Annotated in this window: 19 protein-coding genes and 3 pseudogenes; 13 read left to right on the forward strand and 9 right to left on the reverse strand. The window is 66.1% G+C overall.

Annotated elements, in window-relative coordinates; translation table 11 throughout:
• Positions 1-246: 246 nt before the first annotated feature.
• A pseudogene (locus V3C33_15075) lies at positions 247-519 on the reverse strand (ABC transporter substrate-binding protein).
• Between V3C33_15075 and V3C33_15080 the strand changes: the two are divergent.
• The 6 genes and pseudogenes from V3C33_15080 (at position 493) to V3C33_15105 (ending at position 6,365) form a co-directional block, all read left to right on the forward strand.
• Positions 493-1,547 (forward strand): annotated as a pseudogene (locus V3C33_15080) (M24 family metallopeptidase). The pseudogenes V3C33_15075 and V3C33_15080 overlap by 27 nt on opposite strands.
• A 165-nt stretch (positions 1,548-1,712) precedes the next feature.
• Positions 1,713-2,090 carry a metalloregulator ArsR/SmtB family transcription factor gene (locus V3C33_15085; GenBank protein ID XAS66789.1) on the forward strand — a complete coding sequence of 126 codons (378 nt, stop codon included), beginning with the start codon at positions 1,713-1,715 and terminating at the stop codon, positions 2,088-2,090.
• Complete coding sequence (locus V3C33_15090) at positions 2,087-3,814, forward strand: SulP family inorganic anion transporter (protein ID XAS66790.1); 1,728 nt, start codon at positions 2,087-2,089, stop codon at positions 3,812-3,814. Before V3C33_15085 ends, V3C33_15090 begins: the two co-directional genes overlap by 4 nt.
• Before the next feature lie 283 nt (positions 3,815-4,097).
• Entirely contained in the window at positions 4,098-4,856 is a 759-nt protein-coding gene (locus V3C33_15095) for a class I SAM-dependent methyltransferase (GenBank protein XAS66791.1), read from the forward strand.
• On the forward strand, positions 4,841-5,068 hold the full coding sequence (locus V3C33_15100) for a hypothetical protein (GenBank protein XAS66792.1): 228 nt from the start codon (positions 4,841-4,843) through the stop codon (positions 5,066-5,068). The genes V3C33_15095 and V3C33_15100 overlap by 16 nt, the downstream gene beginning before the upstream one ends.
• A 79-nt stretch (positions 5,069-5,147) precedes the next feature.
• On the forward strand, positions 5,148-6,365 hold the full coding sequence (locus V3C33_15105; GenBank protein XAS69753.1) for an NADP-dependent isocitrate dehydrogenase: 1,218 nt from the start codon (positions 5,148-5,150) through the stop codon (positions 6,363-6,365).
• Positions 6,366-6,432: 67 nt separating this feature from the next.
• On the opposite strand, the pseudogene V3C33_15110 reads toward V3C33_15105, so the two are convergent.
• A pseudogene (locus tag V3C33_15110) lies at positions 6,433-6,960 on the reverse strand (aldehyde dehydrogenase (NADP(+))).
• A gap of 366 nt (positions 6,961-7,326) precedes the next feature.
• Between V3C33_15110 and V3C33_15115 the strand changes: the two are divergent.
• Both V3C33_15115 and V3C33_15120 read left to right on the forward strand, forming a co-directional pair.
• Positions 7,327-8,340, forward strand: a complete 1,014-nt coding sequence (locus tag V3C33_15115) for a LacI family DNA-binding transcriptional regulator (protein XAS66793.1) — start codon at positions 7,327-7,329, stop codon at positions 8,338-8,340.
• A gap of 28 nt (positions 8,341-8,368) precedes the next feature.
• Positions 8,369-8,551: a hypothetical protein gene (locus tag V3C33_15120; GenBank protein ID XAS66794.1), complete on the forward strand. Its 183-nt coding sequence runs from the start codon at positions 8,369-8,371 to the stop codon at positions 8,549-8,551.
• On the opposite strand, the gene V3C33_15125 is transcribed toward V3C33_15120, so the two are convergent.
• Positions 8,548-9,267, reverse strand: coding sequence for an FCD domain-containing protein (locus V3C33_15125; protein ID XAS66795.1), 720 nt, complete (start codon positions 9,265-9,267; stop codon positions 8,548-8,550). The two genes, V3C33_15120 and V3C33_15125, sit on opposite strands and share 4 nt — an antisense overlap.
• A 106-nt stretch (positions 9,268-9,373) precedes the next feature.
• On the opposite strand from V3C33_15125, the gene V3C33_15130 reads away from it, so the two are divergent.
• On the forward strand, positions 9,374-10,741 hold the full coding sequence (locus V3C33_15130) for an alpha-hydroxy acid oxidase (protein ID XAS66796.1): 1,368 nt from the start codon (positions 9,374-9,376) through the stop codon (positions 10,739-10,741).
• Positions 10,742-10,821: 80 nt separating this feature from the next.
• Here the strand turns inward: V3C33_15130 and gdhA are convergent, their stop codons facing one another.
• From gdhA to V3C33_15145, 3 genes are all read right to left on the reverse strand, one after another.
• The gene (gene gdhA, locus V3C33_15135) at positions 10,822-12,162 is read right to left on the reverse strand and encodes an NADP-specific glutamate dehydrogenase (protein ID XAS66797.1); all 1,341 of its coding nucleotides are present in this window, start codon (positions 12,160-12,162) and stop codon (positions 10,822-10,824) included.
• Between the two features lie 130 nt (positions 12,163-12,292).
• Entirely contained in the window at positions 12,293-12,820 is a 528-nt protein-coding gene (locus V3C33_15140; GenBank protein ID XAS66798.1) for a metalloregulator ArsR/SmtB family transcription factor, read from the reverse strand.
• Positions 12,821-12,917: 97 nt separating this feature from the next.
• On the reverse strand, positions 12,918-14,129 hold the full coding sequence (locus V3C33_15145; GenBank protein XAS66799.1) for an acetoin utilization protein AcuC: 1,212 nt from the start codon (positions 14,127-14,129) through the stop codon (positions 12,918-12,920).
• A gap of 104 nt (positions 14,130-14,233) precedes the next feature.
• Here V3C33_15145 and V3C33_15150 point away from each other — a divergent pair, with 104 nt between their 5' ends.
• The 3 genes from V3C33_15150 to V3C33_15160 are packed head-to-tail and all read left to right on the forward strand — an operon-like array spanning position 14,234 to position 17,735.
• Complete coding sequence (locus V3C33_15150; protein XAS66800.1) at positions 14,234-15,667, forward strand: potassium transporter TrkG; 1,434 nt, start codon at positions 14,234-14,236, stop codon at positions 15,665-15,667.
• Entirely contained in the window at positions 15,660-16,346 is a 687-nt protein-coding gene (locus V3C33_15155; protein ID XAS66801.1) for a TrkA family potassium uptake protein, read from the forward strand. The genes V3C33_15150 and V3C33_15155 overlap by 8 nt, the downstream gene beginning before the upstream one ends.
• Before the next feature lie 9 nt (positions 16,347-16,355).
• A complete protein-coding gene (locus V3C33_15160; GenBank protein ID XAS66802.1) occupies positions 16,356-17,735 on the forward strand; it encodes an MFS transporter in 1,380 nt (459 codons plus the stop codon).
• A 105-nt stretch (positions 17,736-17,840) separates the two neighbouring features.
• On the opposite strand, the gene proC is transcribed toward V3C33_15160, so the two are convergent.
• Positions 17,841-18,674 (reverse strand): pyrroline-5-carboxylate reductase, encoded by an 834-nt coding sequence (gene proC / locus V3C33_15165; GenBank protein ID XAS66803.1) that lies wholly within the window; start codon positions 18,672-18,674, stop codon positions 17,841-17,843.
• 602 nt (positions 18,675-19,276) lie between these two features.
• Here proC and V3C33_15170 point away from each other — a divergent pair.
• On the forward strand, positions 19,277-19,708 hold the full coding sequence (locus V3C33_15170; protein XAS66804.1) for an ester cyclase: 432 nt from the start codon (positions 19,277-19,279) through the stop codon (positions 19,706-19,708).
• Between the two features lie 125 nt (positions 19,709-19,833).
• On the opposite strand, the gene V3C33_15175 is transcribed toward V3C33_15170, so the two are convergent.
• A complete protein-coding gene (locus V3C33_15175; protein ID XAS66805.1) occupies positions 19,834-20,682 on the reverse strand; it encodes a sugar phosphate isomerase/epimerase in 849 nt (282 codons plus the stop codon).
• Position 20,683: 1 nt separating this feature from the next.
• Complete coding sequence (locus V3C33_15180) at positions 20,684-21,691, reverse strand: Ppx/GppA phosphatase family protein (protein ID XAS66806.1); 1,008 nt, start codon at positions 21,689-21,691, stop codon at positions 20,684-20,686.
• Positions 21,692-21,724: the final 33 nt, after the last annotated feature.

Raw genomic sequence — 21,724 nt, forward strand, 5'->3', positions numbered from 1 at the left:
CCCAATCGCAATTCCGATTCCGGGACAACTCCCCGAAGGTCGCACTGACTCCCCCCATCCATCGCCTGCCCACCCTAGTCGGCGACGGATGGGTTGTCTATGCCAATCTCATTCAGGAGTACCGTGACGGCCGGGTGAACGCGTACGGCGAGACTGGCGGAGACAGGCAGAAGTGCCCCAAGCTGAACCAGGAGGTTCCGGTTGGGGCATGTCCGCCATCCGCGTCGGACGGGCGTTGAAGCCGGGTCAGCCGCTGATGGCCGATGTCATTTCATCCACGGCCTTCTTGCCGGCGTCCTCCGTCGATAGCCTGTTGAACAGCACTTCGGAGGTGTAGCGCTTGACGATTTCCTGGATGGCGCCCGCGCCCTTCGGCGGCGGAGCGGGAGCCTCGCCGAGTTCATCCTTGATATCGTCGATGAACTTGACCACCTTGACGTCTGCCGGCGTCAGCTTGGTTTCAATAGCCGCGCGGACCCCGGAGTTCGCCGCAACGCCGCGGTCCGCGAGCTGACCAGCCACACGGCCCTGGCCTGGTATCTCGATGGAAGCCGGGTGCACATCAGCCTGGCGGGTGATCCAATAGCCGCACTGCTGGTGGACCGCGAAGGCGACCACCTGGTCACGTTCAACAACGAGGCCGGCAGGATTTCCGCCGAAGAGCTGCCGCCGGGCGTATCGCTGCACCAGATCCCGTGGTACGGCCAGCTGCATGAGGCAGCGGCCGCTCTCGGCAGGGAAAGTTCACGCGGCGCCGAGCCGCTGGCCGAGGGCGCTGTTGCCTCCCAGCTGCGGGCGCTGTTGCCTCGCAGCTGCGGGCCGCGAGGCAGTCCCTTCTGCCGGCGGAGAGTCTGCGGTACGCCCGGCTGAGCGCTGAAACGGCGGCCGCCATGACGGACGTTTTGTCCGCGGCGCGGCCCGATAGCACCGAGTTCCAGTTGGTGGCCGCACTGTCGGAGCGGGTGGTGGCCGCCGGAGCCGAACCGCTGGTTCTCCTCTGCAACGGCAGCTCGCCCCGCGCCTTCCGGCACCCGCTGGCCACACATGCACCGATCGGTCGCCGGGCCATGATGGTGGCGTGCGCCCGGCGCGACGGCTTGGTGGCCAACCTGACTCGCTGGGTAAGGTTCGATTCCGCCGGTCCGGAGGAGCTCGACGCCGAGACCAGGATCGCCGCTGTCGAGGCTGACATCTTTGATGCCACGGTCCCTGGCGCCCGGCTGAACAGCATCTTCACCGAGATCAAGGCGGCGTACGTGCGCCACGGCTTCGGCGCTGAGCAGTGGGAACTGCACCACCAGGGAGGACCTGCCGGCTACGCAGGCCGCGATCCCCGCGTCACGGCCTCCGCCGATGACCGGGTGGTCCCCAACCAGACGTTCACCTGGAACCCCTCCGGGCCGGGCGTGAAGATCGAGGACACCGTCCAACCGACGGAGGCGGGGCTCAAGGTACTGACGACGGACAGCCGCTGGCCATCCACGGTGGTGAATGGCCTGGAACACCCGGTGACGCTGGAACTCTGGGGCGTGGCGCTTCAGCTGTAACAACTTCGGCTGGGATTCCGTGGCGCGACACCGGTGCGCCACGCCCGGTCGTGGACCGATTCCGGCCACCGCGCCCTGCCCGCACCAGTCCGCCCCTGTTATACTGGATGATGGATCTATAAAATAGTCAAGCAAGGGCTTATTGTGATCGGCCGGGAGGCAGGCATGGAAGAATTCTCGGATTTCCGGGCGCCGCTGTACGAGGTGAAGGCCAACCTTTTCAAGGGTCTGGCCCATCCGGTGCGGATCCGGGTGCTGGAACTGCTGGCGGCGGCGCCGGAGGTGTCGGTGACGGATCTTCTGGCCGCCACCGGCCTGGAGGCCTCGCATCTGTCCCAGCACCTCTCCGTGCTGCGCCGCTACCATCTGGTCCGGGGGGAGCGCCGGGCGCTGCAGATGTTCTATTCGCTGGCCTACCCGCAGGTGTCCGACCTTCTGGCGGTGGCGAGGCTCCTGCTCAATGACATGCTGCACACCACACGGGAGCAGCTTGAGCACTCCGAGGCCGCCTCTCAGGCGGCAATACCAGGCAGCACCCGATGAGGGCGCTGGATGCGGCGCGGTCACTGTTGCCGGGCCGGCAAGACTACGCGGATTTGCCGCGCACCTGGAAAGGGGACCTGGTCGCGGGCGTCACGGTGGGCATCGTTGCGCTGCCGCTGGCGTTGGCGTTCGGGGTCAGCTCCGGCGCCGGAGCGGCCAGCGGACTGATCACCGCCGTGATCGCCGGTGTGATTGCCGCCGTCTTCGGAGGTTCCAACATCCAGGTCTCCGGCCCCACCGGGGCCATGGTAGTGGTTCTCGGCCCGGTCATTGCCGCGCAGGGCGCGGGAGCCCTGGCCGCGGTCTCTGTCCTTGCCGGGGTGATCGTCGCCGCCGCCGGGTTGCTGAAACTAGGCCGGGTCGTCACGTTTCTTCCCTGGCCCGTGATCGAGGGCTTCACGCTCGGGATCGCGGTAATAATCTTCCTGCAGCAGGTCCCGGCGGCGTTCGGGGTCAAAGCAGGGCCGAGCAGCAATGCCGCTGCTTCGGCCATGCAGGGCCTCGGAACGGCGTCCCCGGGCGCCGCCCTTGCACCGGCGGCGCTGGTTGTTCTGGTGGCGCTGATCATGCTTGCAGCACCACGGATCCACCCGCAGATCCCGGGCTCGTTGATCGCGATCGTCGTGGCCAGTATCGCCGCCCAGGTGCTGGACCTTCCGGTGGCCCGGATAGGATCGCTGCCCGACACGCTGCCGGCACCGGTCATGCCTTCCCTGGACTGGGCGACCATAACGGCGCTGGCCGGGCCGGCCGCCACGATCGCTGCCCTCGCAGCGATCGAATCGCTGCTCTCGGCCCGGGTTGCCGCGTCGATCTCCGATACCGGCCCCTATGATGCCGACCGTGAGCTCCTGGGCCAGGGCCTGGCCTCAGTCGGCTCCGGTTTCTTCGGCGGCATGCCCGCCACAGGGGCCATCGCCCGCACCGCCGTGAACATCCGCTCAGGCGGCCGGACCCGGCTGGCAGCCATCACGCACGCCTTGGTCCTGCTGGCCGTGGTCTACCTGGCCACCGGCCCGGTCTCCCGGATCCCGCTCGCCGCCCTGGCCGGGGTATTGATGGTCACCGCCACACGCATGGTCTCCCTCGCCACGCTGCGCAGCGTCATCGGATCCACGCGGGCAGACACGGTCGTGTTCTTCGTCACAGCGGTGATCACAGTGTCCTTCGATCTGATCGAGGCAGTGGCGATCGGCATCGCCGTCGCGTCATTCTTCGCCCTGCGCTCCCTGGTCAGGTCCAGTGGCGTGCACCGGGAGGAAATCCCGGGGCCGGTGCAGGACGGGGACGAGCACATCGCCGTCTTCCGCCTCGACGGGGCCCTGTTTTTCGCTGCCGCCGAACGCGTCCTGGACCGGGTCAGCGCGATCCGCAACGCCGACGTCGTCATCATCCGAATGTCTCAGCTCCAGGTCCTGGACGCGACAGGGGCCAGAGTCATCACCGACATCGTCAATGCCCTCGAACGCCGCGGGATCACCGTCCTGATCAAAGGCATCCAGGACCGCCACCTGGCCCTGATCACACGTGTCGGCGTCCTGGAATCCCTGCGCCACCACAAACACCTCTTCGCTGAACTGCCCCCTGCCGTGGAACACGCCCGCAGCCACGTGGTCCGGGCCCGGGCCGCAGGGCACCCCGCCCGGGCCGCCGGGCACCCCGGACGGGACGCCGGGCCAGGGCCGGACACGTCAGAAGCCCCCGGCAGTACTACGGCGCAATGAATGATACGGAGCACTCCTTGCCGCCAGCAGCACCCGCGGAATCCCGGCCGGAACGGGGCCGCCTGCCGCAGTACTCCATGGTTTTCGCTCTTGCGGCCCTCCTCCTGCCCGACGGTTTCTCCGCAGTCCCTGCGGTGCCCGGGAGCGTGGCCTGGACGCCAAAGATGGTCCTGATCTCGCTGGCCTTCGCCGTCCCCGCCGGCCTCACCGCCCTCCACAGTCGGAACCGGGCGGGCCACCACTCAGACGGACCAACCGTGCAACGGCCGGACAGAGGCCGGCCATGACCGCCGAACGCAGCTCACTGCCGGCGTGGAAGTACGCCTGGCCGGGCCGGCCCGACCACACCGCCGACGCCGCCGCATGGAACAGCTGGTACACCGAAACCGATTACGGCTGGGCACCTGCCAGCACGTCGGTGCGCACAGAACTGAACGGGATTGCTCCGGGCCGTGCGCTGGATCTTGGAGCCGGGGACGGGCGCCATGCCGTGTGGCCGGCCAGCCGCGGCTGGCACGTGCAGGCCATGGATTTTTCCACCGAGGCCCTGGCGATCGGACGCGAACGCGCTTACGCCGAGGGCGTGAAGAACCTGATCACGTGGTCCGTGGCCGACGTCATAGCCCATACCCCGGACCCTGCGAGCCTGGACCTGGTCCTGGCAGCCTTCCTTCACCTGCCCCGCACGGACCTCGAGCGCACCACCGCCCGCACCGCACGTGCTCTGGTCCCCGGCGGGCTGTTCCTGTACATCGGTCACGCCCCGGCGGACAAGCGCGAAAGCGCCGGCCGGCCACGGACCGAAGCTGTGCTTCACGACAGCGCCGAGGCGGCGTCCTGGCTCCGGCAGTCCGGACTGCACGTTGAATCAGCCGAATCCCGGTCCCGGCCCGTTCCCGGTGCCCGCCGTCCGGCACTGGACTGCGTGGTTCTGGGCCGCGCCGGCCCGGTCCCCGGACCCCGGAGACTGACCGCCGCGCCGGCACGATCATGTCCCCCGCCCCGCCCACAGCCCGGAAGCCAACCATGGAACGACACCTGAAAAACATCGACGCCGCATCCGTGGAAATCGAAACCCTCGAGCTCCGGATCGACCAGGCACGGGACGATCTCGTGCGGTCGCTGTGCGAGGCAATGGCCGCCCAGGTGCCGGTCAAGGCTGCTGCCGCTGCGGCAAGCATGAGCGTCGCCGAACTATTCGACGCCCTCCGCCAGCATCCGGGTCCCGCGGCTCCCCCAGACGAAAACGGCTGAGTCTTCTGGCTTTTATCCGCCGGATTCCAACCATGGACGCCCCCCTGTCCGACCAACAAAAGGAAACCCTTTGACTGATATCTCGAAAATCAAGGTTCTTGGCTCCGTTGTGGAGCTCGACGGCGACGAAATGACGCACATCATCTGGCAGATCATCAAGGAGCGCCTGATCACCCCGTACCTCGATGTGGATCTGAGGTACTTCGATCTGTCCATCCAGAACCGCGATGCCACCGACGACCAGGTGACCATAGACGCCGCCAATGCCATCAAGGAACACAACGTGGGCGTCAAGTGCGCCACCATCACCCCGGACGAGGCCCGGGTTGAGGAATTCGGCCTGAAGAAAATGTGGGTCTCGCCCAACGGGACCATCCGCAACATCCTGGGCGGCGTGGTGTTCCGGGAGCCCATCATCATCTCCAACATCCCGCGCCTGGTGCCGGGCTGGAACAAGCCGATCATCATCGGCCGGCACGCGTTCGGCGACCAGTACCGCGCCACCAACTTCAAGGTCCCGGGTGCAGGCACCCTGACCCTGACGTTCACGCCGGCCGACGGCTCGGAGCCGATCAAGCAGGAAGTCGTCACGTACGGGGAGGACGGCGGCGTGGCCATGGGCATGTACAACTTCAACGATTCGATAAGGGACTTCGCCCGTGCCTCGTTCGCCTACGGCGTGCAGCGGAATTACCCGGTGTACCTCTCCACCAAGAACACCATCCTGAAGGCCTACGACGGCCAGTTCAAGGATCTGTTCCAGGAAGTGTTCGACGATGAATTCAAGGACCTGTTCGAGGAAGCCGGCCTGACGTATGAGCACCGGCTGATCGATGACATGGTTGCTTCCGCCATGAAGTGGGAAGGCGGCTACGTCTGGGCCTGCAAGAACTACGACGGCGACGTCCAGTCGGACACCGTGGCCCAGGGCTTCGGATCCCTCGGCCTGATGACCTCGGTGCTGATGACTCCGGACGGCACAACGGTTGAGGCCGAAGCAGCCCACGGCACCGTCACCCGGCACTACCGCCAGCACCAGCTCGGCAAGCCCACCTCCACCAACCCCATCGCCTCAATATTCGCCTGGACCCGCGGGCTGATGCACCGCGGCAAGCTGGACAACACCCCGGCAGTAATCGAGTTCGCCCGGACGCTCGAAGACGTGGTCATCAAGACCGTGGAGTCCGGCAAAATGACCAAGGACCTGGCGCTCCTGGTGGGCCCGGACCAGGCGCACCTGACCACCGAGGACTTCCTCGCCGCCCTGGACGGGAACCTGAAAGCACGCCTGGGTTAATCCCGGAACTCGCGGGGCTGGGATGCAGAACGCCCCGCCGCTCTTTCGGGCGGCGGGGCGCTCAGCCCTACGAAAGCACCAGCGCACCGTCCACGCGCCGCGGGATGCCCAGCGGGTTGGCTTCGCGCAGGGAGGGGTGCAGCACGCTCTCCGGTGCGTCCTGGTAGGCGACCGGCCGCTGGAACCTGCGCACCGCCGTCGCTCCTACCGAGGTAAAGAGGGACGTGGTGGCCGGGTACGGGCCGCCGTGCTGCTGGGCCCGGTTCACGGCAACGCCGGTGGCCAGCCGTCGAACAGCACCCGTCCCGCCAATCCGGACAGCTGCTCAAACAAGTCCGGAAATGTCCTCGCCGGGCTGCGCGTGGACCGTGGCCGCGAGGCTTCCCGGCACTTTGGCCAGGACCGCGGACAGCTCGTCCGCGTCACGGTATTCGATGAGCAGGGTGGCGGGGCCAAAGCATTCCTCCAGCAGCTCATCCGGGTGCGCCAGGACATTGGCGGCGGTGGTGGAAAAGACCACGGGAGCCGCGCCGTCCAGCGTCGCGTCCTGATCGACGCTGCCACTGACCACGTCCGCTCCGGGCAGTGCCGCGACGCCGGCGTGCTCGCCGAAGATGGCCCGGATGTACATTTCGGAGCGTCCGCACGTGCCGATGAGGGCGATGCGCGCCTTTGCGGCTGGCGTGCGCGGGTTCGATTCCGGCGCGGCCTGGGAAGTTTCTTCCGGAGTCGAAGCGGAGGTGGGCAGTGAAGCGGCGGTCTCGGCGGCGATCATGGGGAGTGCCCCTTTCCAAAGGCAGGCGTGACAGCCGCTTGACGGCCGGTGAGGATCAGAGAAGATTTTGAGAAAGCGTTTTCTCAAAGCGTTATATGCTTTGTGTCAAGACATCAGTGGTTACGTCAACCGTCAGCCGGAACCACGGTCCGGAGATTCGATGACTGCAACCCGGAAAGGGGCCCCATGGGCAGGAGATCAACCACGCGGCGAATCGGCATTGCCGACGTAGCGCTGATGGCAGGCGTTTCGCATGCCACAGTTTCGCGGGTCATGAACGGCAACTTCACCGTGGACGTGGAGATTGCCGCGCGTGTTCGCGCCGCCGCCACCGAGTTGAATTACCAGCCGAACCCGGTGGGTCGCAGCCTCGCCCTGGGCAAGACGGACACCATCGGGATCGTGGTGCCCGACCTCTCCAACCCCACCTTCCAGGCCATCCTGCGTGGCCTCAGCATGGCGGCTGCCCAGGACGGTTACCGGGTGCTGATCGCCGACTCCTCCGAGGTCTCCAGCGAAGAGGCCATTCTGGCCGGGGAAGCACGACGGCGGTGCGACGGCCTGGTGCTTTGCGCAACGCGGATGAGTGATGCGGAGCTCGAGGAACTCGCCCCGTCGCTGCATCCAATGGTGCTGATCAACCGCACCACAACAGCGGCCCGGACACCCAGCCTGATGGTGGACTATGGCCGGGGCATCCAGGAGCTGGCCGAACACCTCGTCAGCCTGGGACACAGCAAGCTGGCTTTCCTGGCCGGTCCTGCCCGGAGTGCCTCCAACGCCCTCCGCGTTGAAGGGCTGGAAAATTTCAGGGCTGCCCACCCCGAGGTCACGCTTCAGACGCTGGAAGGCGGGTCCAATTTCGAGACCGGCCACGGGGCGGTGGATGCCGTGGTGGCCAGCGGCGCCACCGCCATCCTGGCCTTCAATGACCTTGTGGCCATGGGCCTGCTCAGCGGACTCCACGAGCGCGGCATCAGCGTCCCCGGAGAGATCTCAGTGACGGGTTTCGATGACATCCCGTTCGCGAGGTACACCACCCCTCCGCTGACCACGTCCGCCGTGCCCATTACCGAGCTCGGCCAGCAGGCCTGGCACCGGATGCGTGCGCTGATCCGGAACGATGACACCCCCAGCCCCGGAAAAACCTTCCAGCCGCAGCTTGAGGTGCGCGGGAGTTCGGGGCCGGTCAGGGCTTAGGCTGTCAGGCCAGGGGCGGTCGGCACCAATGCCGCGCAACGCGGGAACGCATCTGGCGCCCGGCGGAACTGAGAGCGTTGAAATCAGGATTCCGGCCAGGGCCTTCGGAAATTACGACGGCGGCTGGAACATTGAGCGCGGATCGTTCCGGCCGCTGGTGTGCCGGCACGTGTCCGACGCCTTCCAATCGCTGGACATCGAGCTGCGCTAGGGCTGTTGGCGGCTGGCTGCTCGGCCCGTTTCCTTCGGGCCCAGCCCGGCCTCTTTGTAGTACCCCTCGATATGGGCAGCTACCAGCGCTGCCGCGCGGACGCCGTCGTCGTGGTTTATGGCCGCCAGAATTTCACGGTGCTCCGCGCGGAGCCGTGCCGCGGTGGCCTCCCAGTCCGGCAAATTGGCCGTGAGCCGGCCGGCGTAGCCCTGGATGGCCTCGCGCAAAGATCCCATGATGGCGCTGACTACGGCGTTGCCGGCGGCGTCCGCGAGCGCGAGGTGGAAGCGGACGTCCAGTTCCAGGAAGTCGTCCACGGCGGGGTCCGAATCCATCTGGTCCAGCAGCGCAGCGGCCTGGCTAAGCTGCCGGGCACCTGGCTTGGCGCGGGCAGCGGCCCAGGATTCGAGCAGCACCCGGGTTTCCACGATGTCTGCCACCGGCAGGTGCTGCGTGGCGACGTGCAGCCGCAGCGCTGAACCGAGCGCGGCTGTTGGGTCCGCGATCACCACGGTCCCGGCGCCCGGGCCCGAACCCACACCGGCACGAACCACACCCATTACCTCCAGAATCCGGATCGCTTCACGGACAGACGTACGGGAGACCTCCAGCTGTTCGGCAAGGGCCCTCTCGGCCGGCAGACGCCCGCCGACGGTGAGCTGGCCGTCAATGAGCCGGTTCTCGATCCAGTGCAGGACCAGTTGGTGGGTACGCATGGTGCCATTCTAGTTGATGTGGTTGGACCACATGCCTTAGAGTGTGGTTAGACCACAGAGACCTGCGGGTGAACCGCCGCGCTCAGGCCAAGCAACGGAGGCAGCAATGAAACAGACCATCGGGCCCACCAACCCTGAGGCACCCACAACGCCGGAGGACACCGCTCCCCCGGCGAGCACGTCAGCCGGGCAGAGCGGCTCCGCCGCCGCGGCGGCTTCCACTGCGCCGGGCCTGGTATCGGTGCCGCCTGCTTTGAAGCGCCGGTTCCCCAAGTATTCGGACCTTGCACCCCTGATGCAGTTCAAGAAGCCCGAGTTCAGCCGTGCCTCCAAGCTCCGCCGGGCCAGCACCATCTGGGAACTGCGGGACATGGCCAAGCGCCGCACGCCCCAGGCCCCCTTCGACTACACCGACGGCGCGGCCGAAGCCGAGATCACGCTGCGGCGGGCCCGCGAGGCCTTCCTGGACATCGAGTTCCGCCCCGGCATCCTGCGGGACGTTTCCAGTATCGACCTCAGCACCGACATTCTTGGCGAGTCGTCCAGGCTGCCGGTTGGCATCGCCCCTACGGGCTTCACCCGGATGATGCAGTCCGAAGGCGAATACGCCGGCTCCCAGGCTGCCGAGGCCGCCGGTATTCCCTACACGCTCTCCACCATGGGCACGGCGTCCATCGAGGACGTTGCCGAGGCGGCGCCGAACGGCCGCAACTGGTTCCAGCTGTACCTGTGGACCGACCGCGACCGTTCGCTGGAACTGATCGAGCGCGCTGCCAAGGCAGGCAACGACACCCTCATGGTCACGGTGGACACCGCTGTGGCCGGGGCGCGCCTGCGCGACGTCCGCAACGGCATGACCATCCCGCCGGCGCTCACCATCAAGACCGTGCTGGATGCGTCCTACCGCCCGGCATGGTGGTTCAACTTCCTCACCCATGAGCCGCTGACCTTCGCCTCGCTGTCCCGCTACACCGGGACGGTGGCGGACCTGATCAACTCGATGTTCGATCCCACGCTGACGTTCGATGACCTGGACTGGCTGCGCGAAACCTGGAAGGGCAAGCTGGTGGTCAAGGGCATCCAGACCGTGGACGACGCCCGCAAGGTGGTGGACCACGGCGCCGACGGCGTTGTCCTGAGCAACCACGGCGGCCGCCAGCTGGACCGCGCGCCCATCCCGTTCCACCTGCTGCCCGAGGTCTCGGCCGCCCTCAAGGCGGACAACAGCGACGCCGCGATCATCCTGGACACCGGCATCATGAGCGGCGCGGACATTATTGCCGCCCTGGCCCTCGGCGCCGACTTCACCCTGATCGGCCGGGCGTACCTGTACGGACTGATGGCAGGCGGCCGTGCCGGTGTGGACCGTGCCATCCAGATCCTGGAAAAGGACATGGCCCGCACCATGGCCCTGCTCGGCGTCAGCAAGCTTTCCGAGCTCACCCCCGACCACGTTCGGCTGCTCGGCAAGTGAAGGACCCCAACTGACTCGCAGTTAATGTCGTTCTGAGCCCTCAGAACGACATTAACTGCGAGTCAGTTGGGCAAGAGGGCCTAGATGAGGCCCTGCGCGAGCATGGCGTCGGCAACCTTGACGAAGCCGCCGATATTGGCGCCGACCACATAGTTTCCGGGCGCGCCGTATTCGTCCGCGGTGGCGGCGCAGCGATCATGTATGCCCACCATGATCTCGGTCAGACGCCGCTCGGTGTGCTCAAAGCTCCAGGAGTCGCGGCTGGCGTTCTGCTGCATCTCGAGGGCAGACGTTGCAACCCCGCCGGCGTTCGCTGCCTTGCCCGGCCCGAAGAGAATTCCGGCATCCTGGAATACGGCCACGGCGTCGCGGGTGGACGGCATGTTGGCGCCTTCAGCCACTGCGACCAGGCCGTTCCTGACCAGGCGGGCGGCAGCATGGCGGTCGAGCTCGTTTTGCGTGGCACAGGGCAGCGCCACCGTGGCGTTGACGTCCCAGACCGAGCCGCCCTCCACATAGGCTACGGCGGGACCCCGGCGGACCGCGTACTCCTTGAGGCGCCCGCGCTCCACTTCCTTGATCTGGCGGAGAAGCGCGACGTCGATCCCTGCCTCGTCCACGATGTAACCGGTGGAATCGGAACAGGCCACCACGTGGGCGCCCAGGACCTGCGCCTTGGCGATCGCGTTGATGGCCACGTTCCCGGACCCGGACGCCACCACACGCTGGCCGTCGAAAGAGCTGCCACGCGTCTTGAGCATTTCCTGGGTGAAGATCACGGTGCCGTAGCCGGTGGCTTCCGGCCGCACCAGCGAGCCGCCCCAGGAGGTGCCTTTCCCGGTGAGAACGCCGGATTCGTAGCGGTTGGTGATGCGTTTGTACTGGCCGAACAGGTAGCCGATTTCCCGGCCGCCGACGCCGATGTCACCCGCCGGGACGTCCGTGTATTCGCCGATGTGCCGGTACAGCTCGGTCATGAATGACTGGCAGAAACGCATGACCTCGGCGTCGGAACGGCCGCGGGGATCGAAGTCCGAACCGCCCTTGCCGCCGCCGATCGGCATGCCGGTGAGGGCATTCTTGAAGATCTGCTCAAAGCCGAGGAACTTCACGATGCCCAGGTACACCGAGGGGTGGAAGCGCAGCCCGCCCTTGTAGGGACCCAGCGCCGAGTTGAACTCCACCCGGAAGCCGCGGTTGATCTGCACGCGGCCGGCGTCGTCCGTCCACGGAACACGGAAAATGATCTGCCGCTCGGGCTCGCACAGCCGTTCCAGGACGGCGCCTTCGAGGAATTCAGGGTGGCGGTCGTGCACGGGGCCCAGGCTTTCGAAGACCTCGATCACCGCCTGGTGGAACTCGCGCTCCCCCGGATTCCGCGCCAGCACCGTGTCCCTGACGGCTTCGAGCCTCGAGTCCATGCAACTCCCCTAATCCTCGGCGCCAGGCAGCGGCGCAGCAAAACCATGAATTGCCATGGTTTCACCGGGCGCACCAGATCGCCAACCCAACCGATTGCGACCGGCCGGGGCGGCACGGACCAGGGGTTTTCTACTTCTTGCGGCCGAATTTGGGCAGATTGGCCAGGAGATCGGCGGCTTTGGTGGCCGCCCGGCCAACGGTACGGCCGATCTGCTGCGGCACGGTGTCGTCTCCCGCGGCCCCCACGGTACCGCCCGGGGCAACAACGGCGGGGCTCAGCTGACCGCCTGCCGAACGTCCCGGAGGCCGCGCATTCTGCCGCACACCGGCCACGCCCGCGGCCGCAAGCGGGCCCTGGGCGTTCGCGTTCGGTGACTTCCCGACGGCGGCCGCCGGGCCGACGTCGAACGTCTCCAGCCAGCTGGCAATCCCCGCGAGGGGTTTCGGATTCAGCGCGTAGTAGCGCTTCTGCCCCTGGGCGCGCATGCTCACGAGATCGGCCTCGCGAAGCACTTTCAGATGCTTGGAAATGGTGGGTTGGCTCGCTTCCAGCTCCTCCACCAGCTCCCCCACTGCCTTGTCCCCCGCGCGGAGGGATACCAGAATGTCTCGCCGGGTTGCCTCTGCAATGACGGCAAATACGTCGTCTGTCACCATGCCTCCCACCCTAGCGACATATACGCCGGATGGCATCAACTATTTCGGACGGAGGAACCTGAAACTGAGCCGGACCGTGGAAAGAGAAACCGGGGACTCAGTCGAACCACGGATCCAGGCCGTACAGCGGGAACACTTCCTTGCGGGTGGCCATCACGGTGCGGTCCACATCGTCGTTGGGATCGAACCCCACTTCCCATGACCGCCACCACAGATCCACGTCATCGCCCATCAGCTCCGGCGCGGACACTCCGAACTTCTCCTGAACGTACTCCCGCCAGTCTTCCGGCACGGGGGTCCGCAGCGGGACCGGCCGGCCGGCGGCGATGGCGATCAGGTGGCTCCAGGACCGCGGCACCACGCCTGTGACGTTGTACCCGCCGCCGCCCGTGGCGATCCAGCGGCTCCCGCAGTAGCGCTCGGCAAGATGTCCGACCGCGGTGGCTGCCTCGCGCTGGCCGTCCACACTGATGTTGAGGTGTGTCAGCGGATCCAGCCGGTGGGAATCGCACCCGTGCTGGCTCACAATGACACCGGGCTCGAACGCGCCAACGAGCTGCGGCACAATCGCGTGGAAAGCGCGCAACCAGCCTGCATCACCGGTACCGGCGGGCAAGGCCACGTTCACGGCGCTGCCCTGGGCATCGGGGCCGCCGATCTCGTTGGCAAAGCCAGTGCCAGGGAACAAAGTCAGCCCGGATTCGTGCAACGAAATGGTGAGGACCCTCGGATCGTCCCAGAAGATGCTCTCTGTCCCGTCGCCGTGGTGGGCATCGACGTCGATATATGCCACCCGCTGCACGCCGCCGTCGAGCAGTTTCTGGACAGCGAGCGCGGAGTCGTTGTAGATGCAGAAGCCGCTGGCGTGGTCGCGGGAGGCATGGTGCATACCGCCGCCGAAGTTCACAGCGCGCACCGCTGAGCCGTCAAGGATGGCCGAAGCGGCCAGAAGCGAACCGCCGGCCAGCCGCGCGGCGGCCTCGTGCATGCCGGCGAAGGCTGGATCGTCCTCGGTGCCCAGCCCGCGGGGCTCCTCCGGCGCCGTCGGATTTTCACTGACCCTGCGGACTGCCGCCACGAATTCGGCGCTGTGCACGGTCTGCAGCTCGGCGTCGGACGCGACCTCCGGAGCCGCCACCGTGACGTGCTCAAGATCCAGCAGACCGAGGCTGCGGGCCAGGCGTGCCGTGAGATCCATACGTTCCGGAGCCATCGGATGCCCGTGGCCGAAATTGTAGGCTGTCATGGCTGAGTCCCACACCACCGTTGTGGGCAGGGCGGGCTGGCTGAGTCCGGGCAGGAAAGTCATCAATGACAGGCTACCCGAGCGTGGTGGCGCGCAGTCCCGGCCATCTCGGGGACTTTAGTGGTTTACTACTGAAGGAAGCAGTTTCAACCGAGGAAAAGCCACACATGACGCAAAGCCAGTCGAGGTCCACGAGCCCGGCCGGCTGGCAGCCTGCCGGACCGGAGCGGAAGGACCTGTGGATCTTCACAGGACTGCGCGATTTCATCGACGACATCGCCAACACCGCCCCGGCGAGGCTTGCCCTCGTGGCGTTCGGCCTGGTCATCCTGCTGTTCACCGGGCTGCTGTCCCTGCCCGCTTCCTCCGCCACCGGCGACTTCACCCCCCTGCACCAGGCACTCTTCACGGCGGTATCTGCCGTATGTGTCACGGGACTGACAGTGGTTTCGACGGCGGTGCACTGGTCCTTCTTCGGCCAGCTGACAATTTTGATCGGCATTTTTATCGGTGGGCTGGGCACCCTGACGCTGGCCTCGCTGCTGGCGCTGATGGTCAGCAAGAAACTGGGTGTCCGCGGCAAGCTGATTGCCCAGGAGGCCATGAACCATGCCGGGCGCCTGGGCGAGGTAGGTACCCTGCTGCGGATCGTCATCACCACGTCCGTGACCATCGAGGGCGTGCTGGCCCTGGCACTGATCCCCCGGTTTCTGGCGCTGGGCGAAGGCTTTTGGCAGTCCGTGTGGCACGGCATTTTCTATGCGATTTCGGCCTTCAACAACGCCGGATTCACGCCGCATTCCGACGGGATTGTGCCCTACCAGACGGACCTCTGGATCCTCATTCCCCTGATGCTCGGCGTATTCCTGGGCAGCCTGGGTTTCCCCGTGGTGATGGTGCTGCGGCAGAACGGCCTCAACTGGAAGAAATGGAACCTGCACACGAAACTCACCATCCAGGTGACGTTCATCCTGCTGGCGGCCGGCACGGTGCTGTGGGGGCTGATGGAGTGGGACAACCTGCGGACCATCGGCAGCATGAACGTGGGCGACAAAATTACGCACTCGCTTTTTGCCTCCGTCATGACACGCTCGGGTGGATTCAGCCTGGTGGACCAGAACCACATGGAATCCACCACCATGCTGCTTTCGAATGCCCTGATGTTCGCCGGCGGCGGTTCGGCTTCCACGGCCGGCGGCATCAAGGTGACCACCATTGCCGTGATGTTCCTGGCGATCGTTGCCGAAGCCCGCGGTGATGCCGACGTGAAAATCTACGGCCGCACCATCCCGCAGGGCACCATGCGGGTAGCAATCTCGGTCATCGTGGCCGCCGCCACGCTCGTCTCAGTGTCCGCGTTCCTGCTCCTGCAGATCAGCGGGGCATCCCTGGACCGGGTGCTGTTCGAAACCATTTCCGCCTTTGCCACCGTGGGACTCAGCACCAATCTCAGCGCCGAGCTGCCGCCGTCGGGCGTTTATGTCCTGTCCGCCCTGATGTTTGCAGGGCGCGTAGGCACCGTCACCCTTGCCGCTGCCCTGGCCCTGCGCCAGCGCAGCCAGTTGTTCCACTACCCGGAAGAGAGACCGATCATTGGCTAATTCGTCAGGCGCCGCCAACCGTCCCGCCCACAATGCACCTGTATTGGTGATCGGGCTCGGCCGCTTTGGCGCTTCCACCGCCGAACAGCTGGTCAAGCAGGGTCGCGAGGTGCTGGCCATCGAACGCGACCGCAACCTTGTGCAGAAATGGGCGCCGGTCCTCACGCACGTTGTGGAGGCCGATGCGACCAACATCGATGCGCTCCGCCAGCTGGGTGCTCAGGAGTTCAGCTCCGCCGTGGTGGGCGTGGGGACGTCCATCGAGTCATCGGTGTTGATCACCGTGAACCTGGTGGACCTTGGCATCGAGCATCTGTGGGTCAAGGCCATCACACCGTCGCACGGCAAGATCCTCACCCGGATCGGGGCCAACCACGTAATCTACCCCGAGGCCGACGCCGGTGTCCGCGCCGCGCACCTGGTGTCCGGCCGGATGCTGGACTTCATCGAGTTCGACGACGACTTCGCGATCGTGAAGATGTACCCGCCGCGGGAGACCGTGGGCTTCACCCTGGACGAATCCAAAGTGCGTTCCAAGTACGGTGTCACGATTGTGGGCGTGAAATCGCCGGGCGAGGACTTCACGTACGCGCGTCCGGAGACCAAGGTTTCCTCACGGGACATGCTCATCGTGTCCGGGCACGTGGACCTGCTGGAACGGTTCGCGGCGCGGCCGTAGGCCTCTGCCATGGACCGAACCGGCTTGGAGGGCACGGGCTCGGGCACGGGCTCCAACAGACTGCGGCGCTACCCGCGGTTTGTCCGGTTCTGGCTCGCTTCCACCGTGTCGGATTTCGGCACGTACATCACCACTCTGGCGCTTTCGGTTCTTATTCTCGTGTCCATGGAAGGCACGCCGCTGGACCAGGGTCTGGTCAACGCCGCACGGTGGGCTCCGTACCTGCTGTTCGGACCATTGGCCGGAGTCTGGGTAGACCGGTTCCGGCGCCGGACAGTACTCGTCGCCGGAGATCTGGGCCGCGGCATCATCCTGGCGGGGCTGTGCCTTCTGGGCGCCACCGGGATCCTGACCATTCCCCTGCTGATGGTTATGATGTTCAGCTTTGGCACCCTGGCGCTGATGAGCGACGCCGCCTATCAGTCCTTCCTGCCGCAGCTGGTTCCCAGGCCCTTGCTGACCAGGGCCAACGCGCGCCTTCAACAAAGTGACACCGTGGCGCAGACAACGGGCAGCGCACTGGCGGGCGGAGTGGTGGCGCTGGTTTCAGCCCCGTTCGCGCTGCTGATCGATGCATGCTCCTTCTTCTTCTCAGGCCTCGCCCTGACCACCCTGCAGCGCACCGCCGCCGAGAACCCTCCCCCGCGCAGCAATACGACGCTGCGTCAGAGCATCGGCGAGGGGTTGCGGTGGGTGTATGGGCACCCGCAGCTGGGCCCTCTGGCCTGGAGCACCCACATCTGGTTCATCGGCTCAGCCACGCTGGGTGCGGTGGTTCCGTCACTCATTCTGAATGAGCTGAAGCTGGGCGCCCTTGGGCTCGGAATTGTGCTGGGCTGCGCCGGCGTTGGCGCAGTCTTTGGCACCACCATCTCAACACGCCTGGGAGAGCGCTGGGGCACAGGCAGAACCATGGTGGCGGCGCGGCTGGTCCAGCCATTCTCTGTTGTCCTGATGGCTCTGGCGCCGGTTGCAGCCACGTCCCCGGTTGCGGCAGCATTGAATGGGCTTACCGAAGCTGCAGTCAATACCCCCGGAGGATGGCCTGCGTTCCTGTGGGCCGCGTTCATCCTTGCGGCGCTTGGCCAGTTTCTTTTTGGATTCGCCATGGGCGCCGACAGCCCGCTGGAAATGGGGTACCGCCAGGCCGTGACCCCGGACAGACTGATCGCGCGGATGAGCGCCACCATGCGGTCCGTTAACCGGGGGATGATCGTGCTGGGAGCGCCTTTGGGTGGCCTCATTGCCTCGGGAGTCGGTATTGGCGCTGCGCTGTGGGTGGCGGCCGGCTTTATGCTCGTTGGCGCCCTGGTACTGCTCTTTTCAATGTTCACGTCCGCCAGGATTGAAGAGCAGCAGCTAACGGAAGAGCAATCCCTGGCACCATGAGATCCAGCCTGACGAAGCCAAGCCCGTGGAACGGCGTCAGGTTCGCCGGCGCCACCGGAACCTCGCCGGGCAGGCGGCCGTAGCCCGCGCTGTAGCCAGCTGGCCCTACCCTAGCTGAACGGTAATCTCCGCAGCCCGGTCTGCGGCCGCACGGGCGCCGGCAGCTATGATCGCCGGAATGCCGCGGTTATCAAACGTGGCAATGGCACGTTCCGTGGTGCCGTTGGGACTGGTCACGGCTTTGCGCAGGGCCGATGCATCGGCGCCCGGCTCGGCGAGCATGAAGCCCGCGCCGGCCACAGTTTCGCGCGCCAGCAGCAGGGACAGTTCAGGGGCCAGGCCAAGCTCGATGCCGGCTGCTGCCATCGCTTCAGCCAAGTAGAACGCGTATGCGGGACCGGAGCCGCTGATCGCAGACAGCGCATCAACCTGCTCTTCCGGGATCTCCACCACCGTTCCCACGGCGGACAGAATACTCTTGGCCTTTTCAAGCTGTTCGGCGGTGCAATGGGTACCCGCAGACACGGAGACCACACCACGCCCCAGCTTTGAGGGTGTATTGGGCATGGTCCTGATCACGGGCTGTCCGGCAGGCAGCGCAGCCTCCAGCTGCTCAATGGATACGGCGGCGGCCACGCTGATGACAATCGTGTCAGGAGAGAGCGAACCGCTGATTTCGCGGGCGAGGTCGGCAATGCCCACGGGTTTGACCCCCAGAATCACGACGGCGGAGCCGGTGGCTGCCTGCTTGTTGTTGTCGGGCTCCTCGGCCCCCGCGATGGCCGTAATGCCCTGGTGCCGTTCGGCCAGCTCAGCAGCCCGTTCGGCGCGCCGGACGGTCGCGACGACGTCGGCAGGGTCAGTGCCCGCCTCCAGCAGGCCGCCCATGATGGCCTCGTTCATTGATCCACAGCCCAGGAATGCGATTCGGTTGCTCATGCCTCCATCATTGCAGTTAGCCGGCCGCGATGCAGTCCGGCCCGATTCCCAGCCTCCTCCCATGGTGGCTGCAGCTTCCACACAAAATGCGGCCGTAACTTGGTTAGTACCTCATTGAGGGTGCGAGTGATGAGGCAAGCATGGGGATGTTTGCCCGGCACCGGTGGTCTGCAGCAGGTTTTCCCCCATTTTCCTGCAGCGGCCCATCGGTGCCTTCGCTTTTAAGCACCGGACACCTTCCGTCGAGCGAATGAATGTCCCAACGCAGCTTCAGGGCAGATTAGATTGCCAGCCCACGTTCAGGTAAAACACGAGGAATCCCCAAACTCGTTCGGTAGCTTGGAAAGCGCCTCACAAGGTGCGAGTGATAGAGCGGGTTCTTCGGAACCGGCGCGGCGCCGGACGGTTGCAGGAGTGTTCCCCCAACTCCTTCTGCGACGCCGTCCGGCGTTTACTCGTTTAAGCCCCGAATCCCCAAGCACCGCACGCGGGCCGGTCCTGCCTCCGGGCCGAAGGAACCGCACAATACGGCGCGGCATTGACTCCCATGTCACGCGGCCTACGATGGTGCCCATCAGTATGTTTCGAGGAGGAGATGTGTGATGTCCATAGCCGACGTTGAGCAGGTTGATGACCGGGGAATGGCGGCGTGGGACCAGCATGATGCGGCCGCGTTCGCCGGCCTGCTGGCCGATGATTTTACGTTTTCAGATGTATCAGTCCCTGAACCTCTGCGCTCGCGGGACCAGGTAAGAGAGTACATGGAGACTTGGTTTACGGCGTTCCCGGACATGCGCTCAAAAACCACGAACCGGGTGGTCAGCGAGGATCAAGTCGCCGCGGAAGTCGAATTCACTGGCACCAACACCGGGCCCCTGCTGATGGGGGGCCAAGAGATCCCGGCGACGGGACGGGCAATTACCGGCACGGGAACCTACTTTGCCTCGGTCAGGGACGGAAAGATCGTCTCCTTCAGAGCCCACCCGGATGTCGCGGCTCTCATGGGGCAGCTGGGGCTGCTCCCCGGAACCTGACCGGGCGCTGCGCACACGCGGGAACGGCGCGTGGACTGTCTACGTCATTGTCATTCAGGACCGCTATATACCGGCATGCGGTCCCCGGGCGGGCTGTCCCGCTGCGCGCCACAGTGCGGTGACAGTTACGCCCCCAGCACACTCACCGGATGGTTCAGGTGTTGCCGGGCGAACCGGAGCGTCTCTGCCAGCCATCCCTCCCGCTCGCCGGCTGCCTTGGCGCGGCGGGTGGAGATCTCGGCAACCACCACACCACCGAAGTTGCTGGCCGCGAGATACTGCAAGGCCTCAGCGCAGCGCTGGGTGCCGTGGCCGGGGATCAGGTGCTCGTCCCTGCCGGAGCCGGACCCGTCGGTCAGATGGATGTGCCGCAGCTTGCTGCGCAGCGACTTGATCGCCTCAAGGCTGTTGCCCCCGGCAGTGGCGGCGTGCGAGAAATCCCAGGTGACGTCGTCGTAATCCTGCTCCATCGGATCCCAGTGCGGCAGATACGCCAGCGCCTCGCGCCCCCGCGCACGCCACGGGTACATGTTCTCCACCGCGATATGCACCTGGTACATGTCCGCGAATTCACGGACGCCGGCGGCAAAATTCTCGGCGTAGTTGCTCTGCCAGCGGAACGGCGGGTGCACCACCACGGTATCGCAGCCCACCTCGCGGGCCATCCGGCAGGACATCTCGATCTTGTTCCAAGCGGCGCCCCAGACCTGCTGCGTGAGCAGGAGCGTGGGCGCGTGGATGGAGACAATCGGCTGCCGATAGCGGTGGCTCAGCTCCAGCAGCGCGTGCGGGTTCTGGCTGGTGGCGTTGTTGGTGACCATCACCTCCACACCGTCGTAGCCAAGGTCCTGCGCAACGGCGAAGGCGTCGTGCACGCTGAGCGGATACACGGACGCGCTGGACAGCGCCACCGGGACGGTGCGCCCGTTTTGGGGGCTTGGCTCTTCCGGGTAACGCCCGACGCCGTCACTCATCTCAGCTGGCCAGCCCGCCGATGGCGGAGGTCAGCGGCGCATGCGGTGTCCCGACGTGGGGTGCCGGGTCCAGCGGGCCGTCGAAGACCAGCTGGTCCAGACGGCGCAGGATCAGGCCCTCACGCAGCGCCCAGGGGCAGATTTCCATGCTGGCGAATTCGAACATTTCCAAGGCAGCCTCGGCCACGAGCGCCCCGGCGAGCAGCTGGGGCGCACGGGCCTCCGAGACGCCGGGCAGGTGCAGCCTGTCCTCCACCTGCATGGCGGAGATGCGCTGCGCCCACAGGCCAAGGTCTGTGGCGTGGAGTTCACGCTTGACGTACGGGCCGGCTCCGCTGGGGGCGGCCCCGGCAATACGTGCCAGGGAACGGAAGGTCTTGGAAGTGCCGGCCACCAGGTTGGCCTTGCCCAGTTTGCCGAAGCGGCGGACGGCAGGCTTGAGGGTGGCACGGATGTAGCGGCGCAGATCCTTCACGCTCTTGGCCGACGGCGGATCCTCGAGCAGCCACTCCCGCGTGAGGCGGCTGGCACCCAGAGGCACGGACGTGGCGAGTTCAGGAAGCTCGTCCTGGCCGAAGGCCATTTCAAAGGAGCCGCCGCCGATGTCCAGGTCCAGGATGGGCCCGGCACCCCAGCCGTACCAGCGCCGGACCGCGAAGAACGTCATGGACGCCTCTTCGCTGCCGGTGAGTTCCTGCAGCGTCACGGTGGTCTCGTGCTTCACCCTGGCCAGGACGGCCGGGCCGTTGGTGGCTTCCCGGATGGCGGAGGTACAGAAGGCCAGCAGATCCTCGGCCTTGTGCCGGGCGGCAAACTCCCACGCTTCCAGGACGAACTCGATCAGCTCATGCTGCCCGGCGTCGTTGATGTTGCCGTCGCCGTCCAGATACTGGACCAGGGACAACGGACGCTTGTGCGAGGCAAAAGGCACAGGGCGCGCGCCAGGGTGCGCATCCACCAGGAGTAGATGGACAGTGTTGGACCCGATATCGAGGACGCCTAGCCGCATGCTGCCATTATTCCCCGACAGGGTGCGGCAGAT

This window comes from Micrococcaceae bacterium Sec5.7 (assembly GCA_039636785.1).
Lineage (GTDB): Bacteria > Actinomycetota > Actinomycetes > Actinomycetales > Micrococcaceae > Arthrobacter.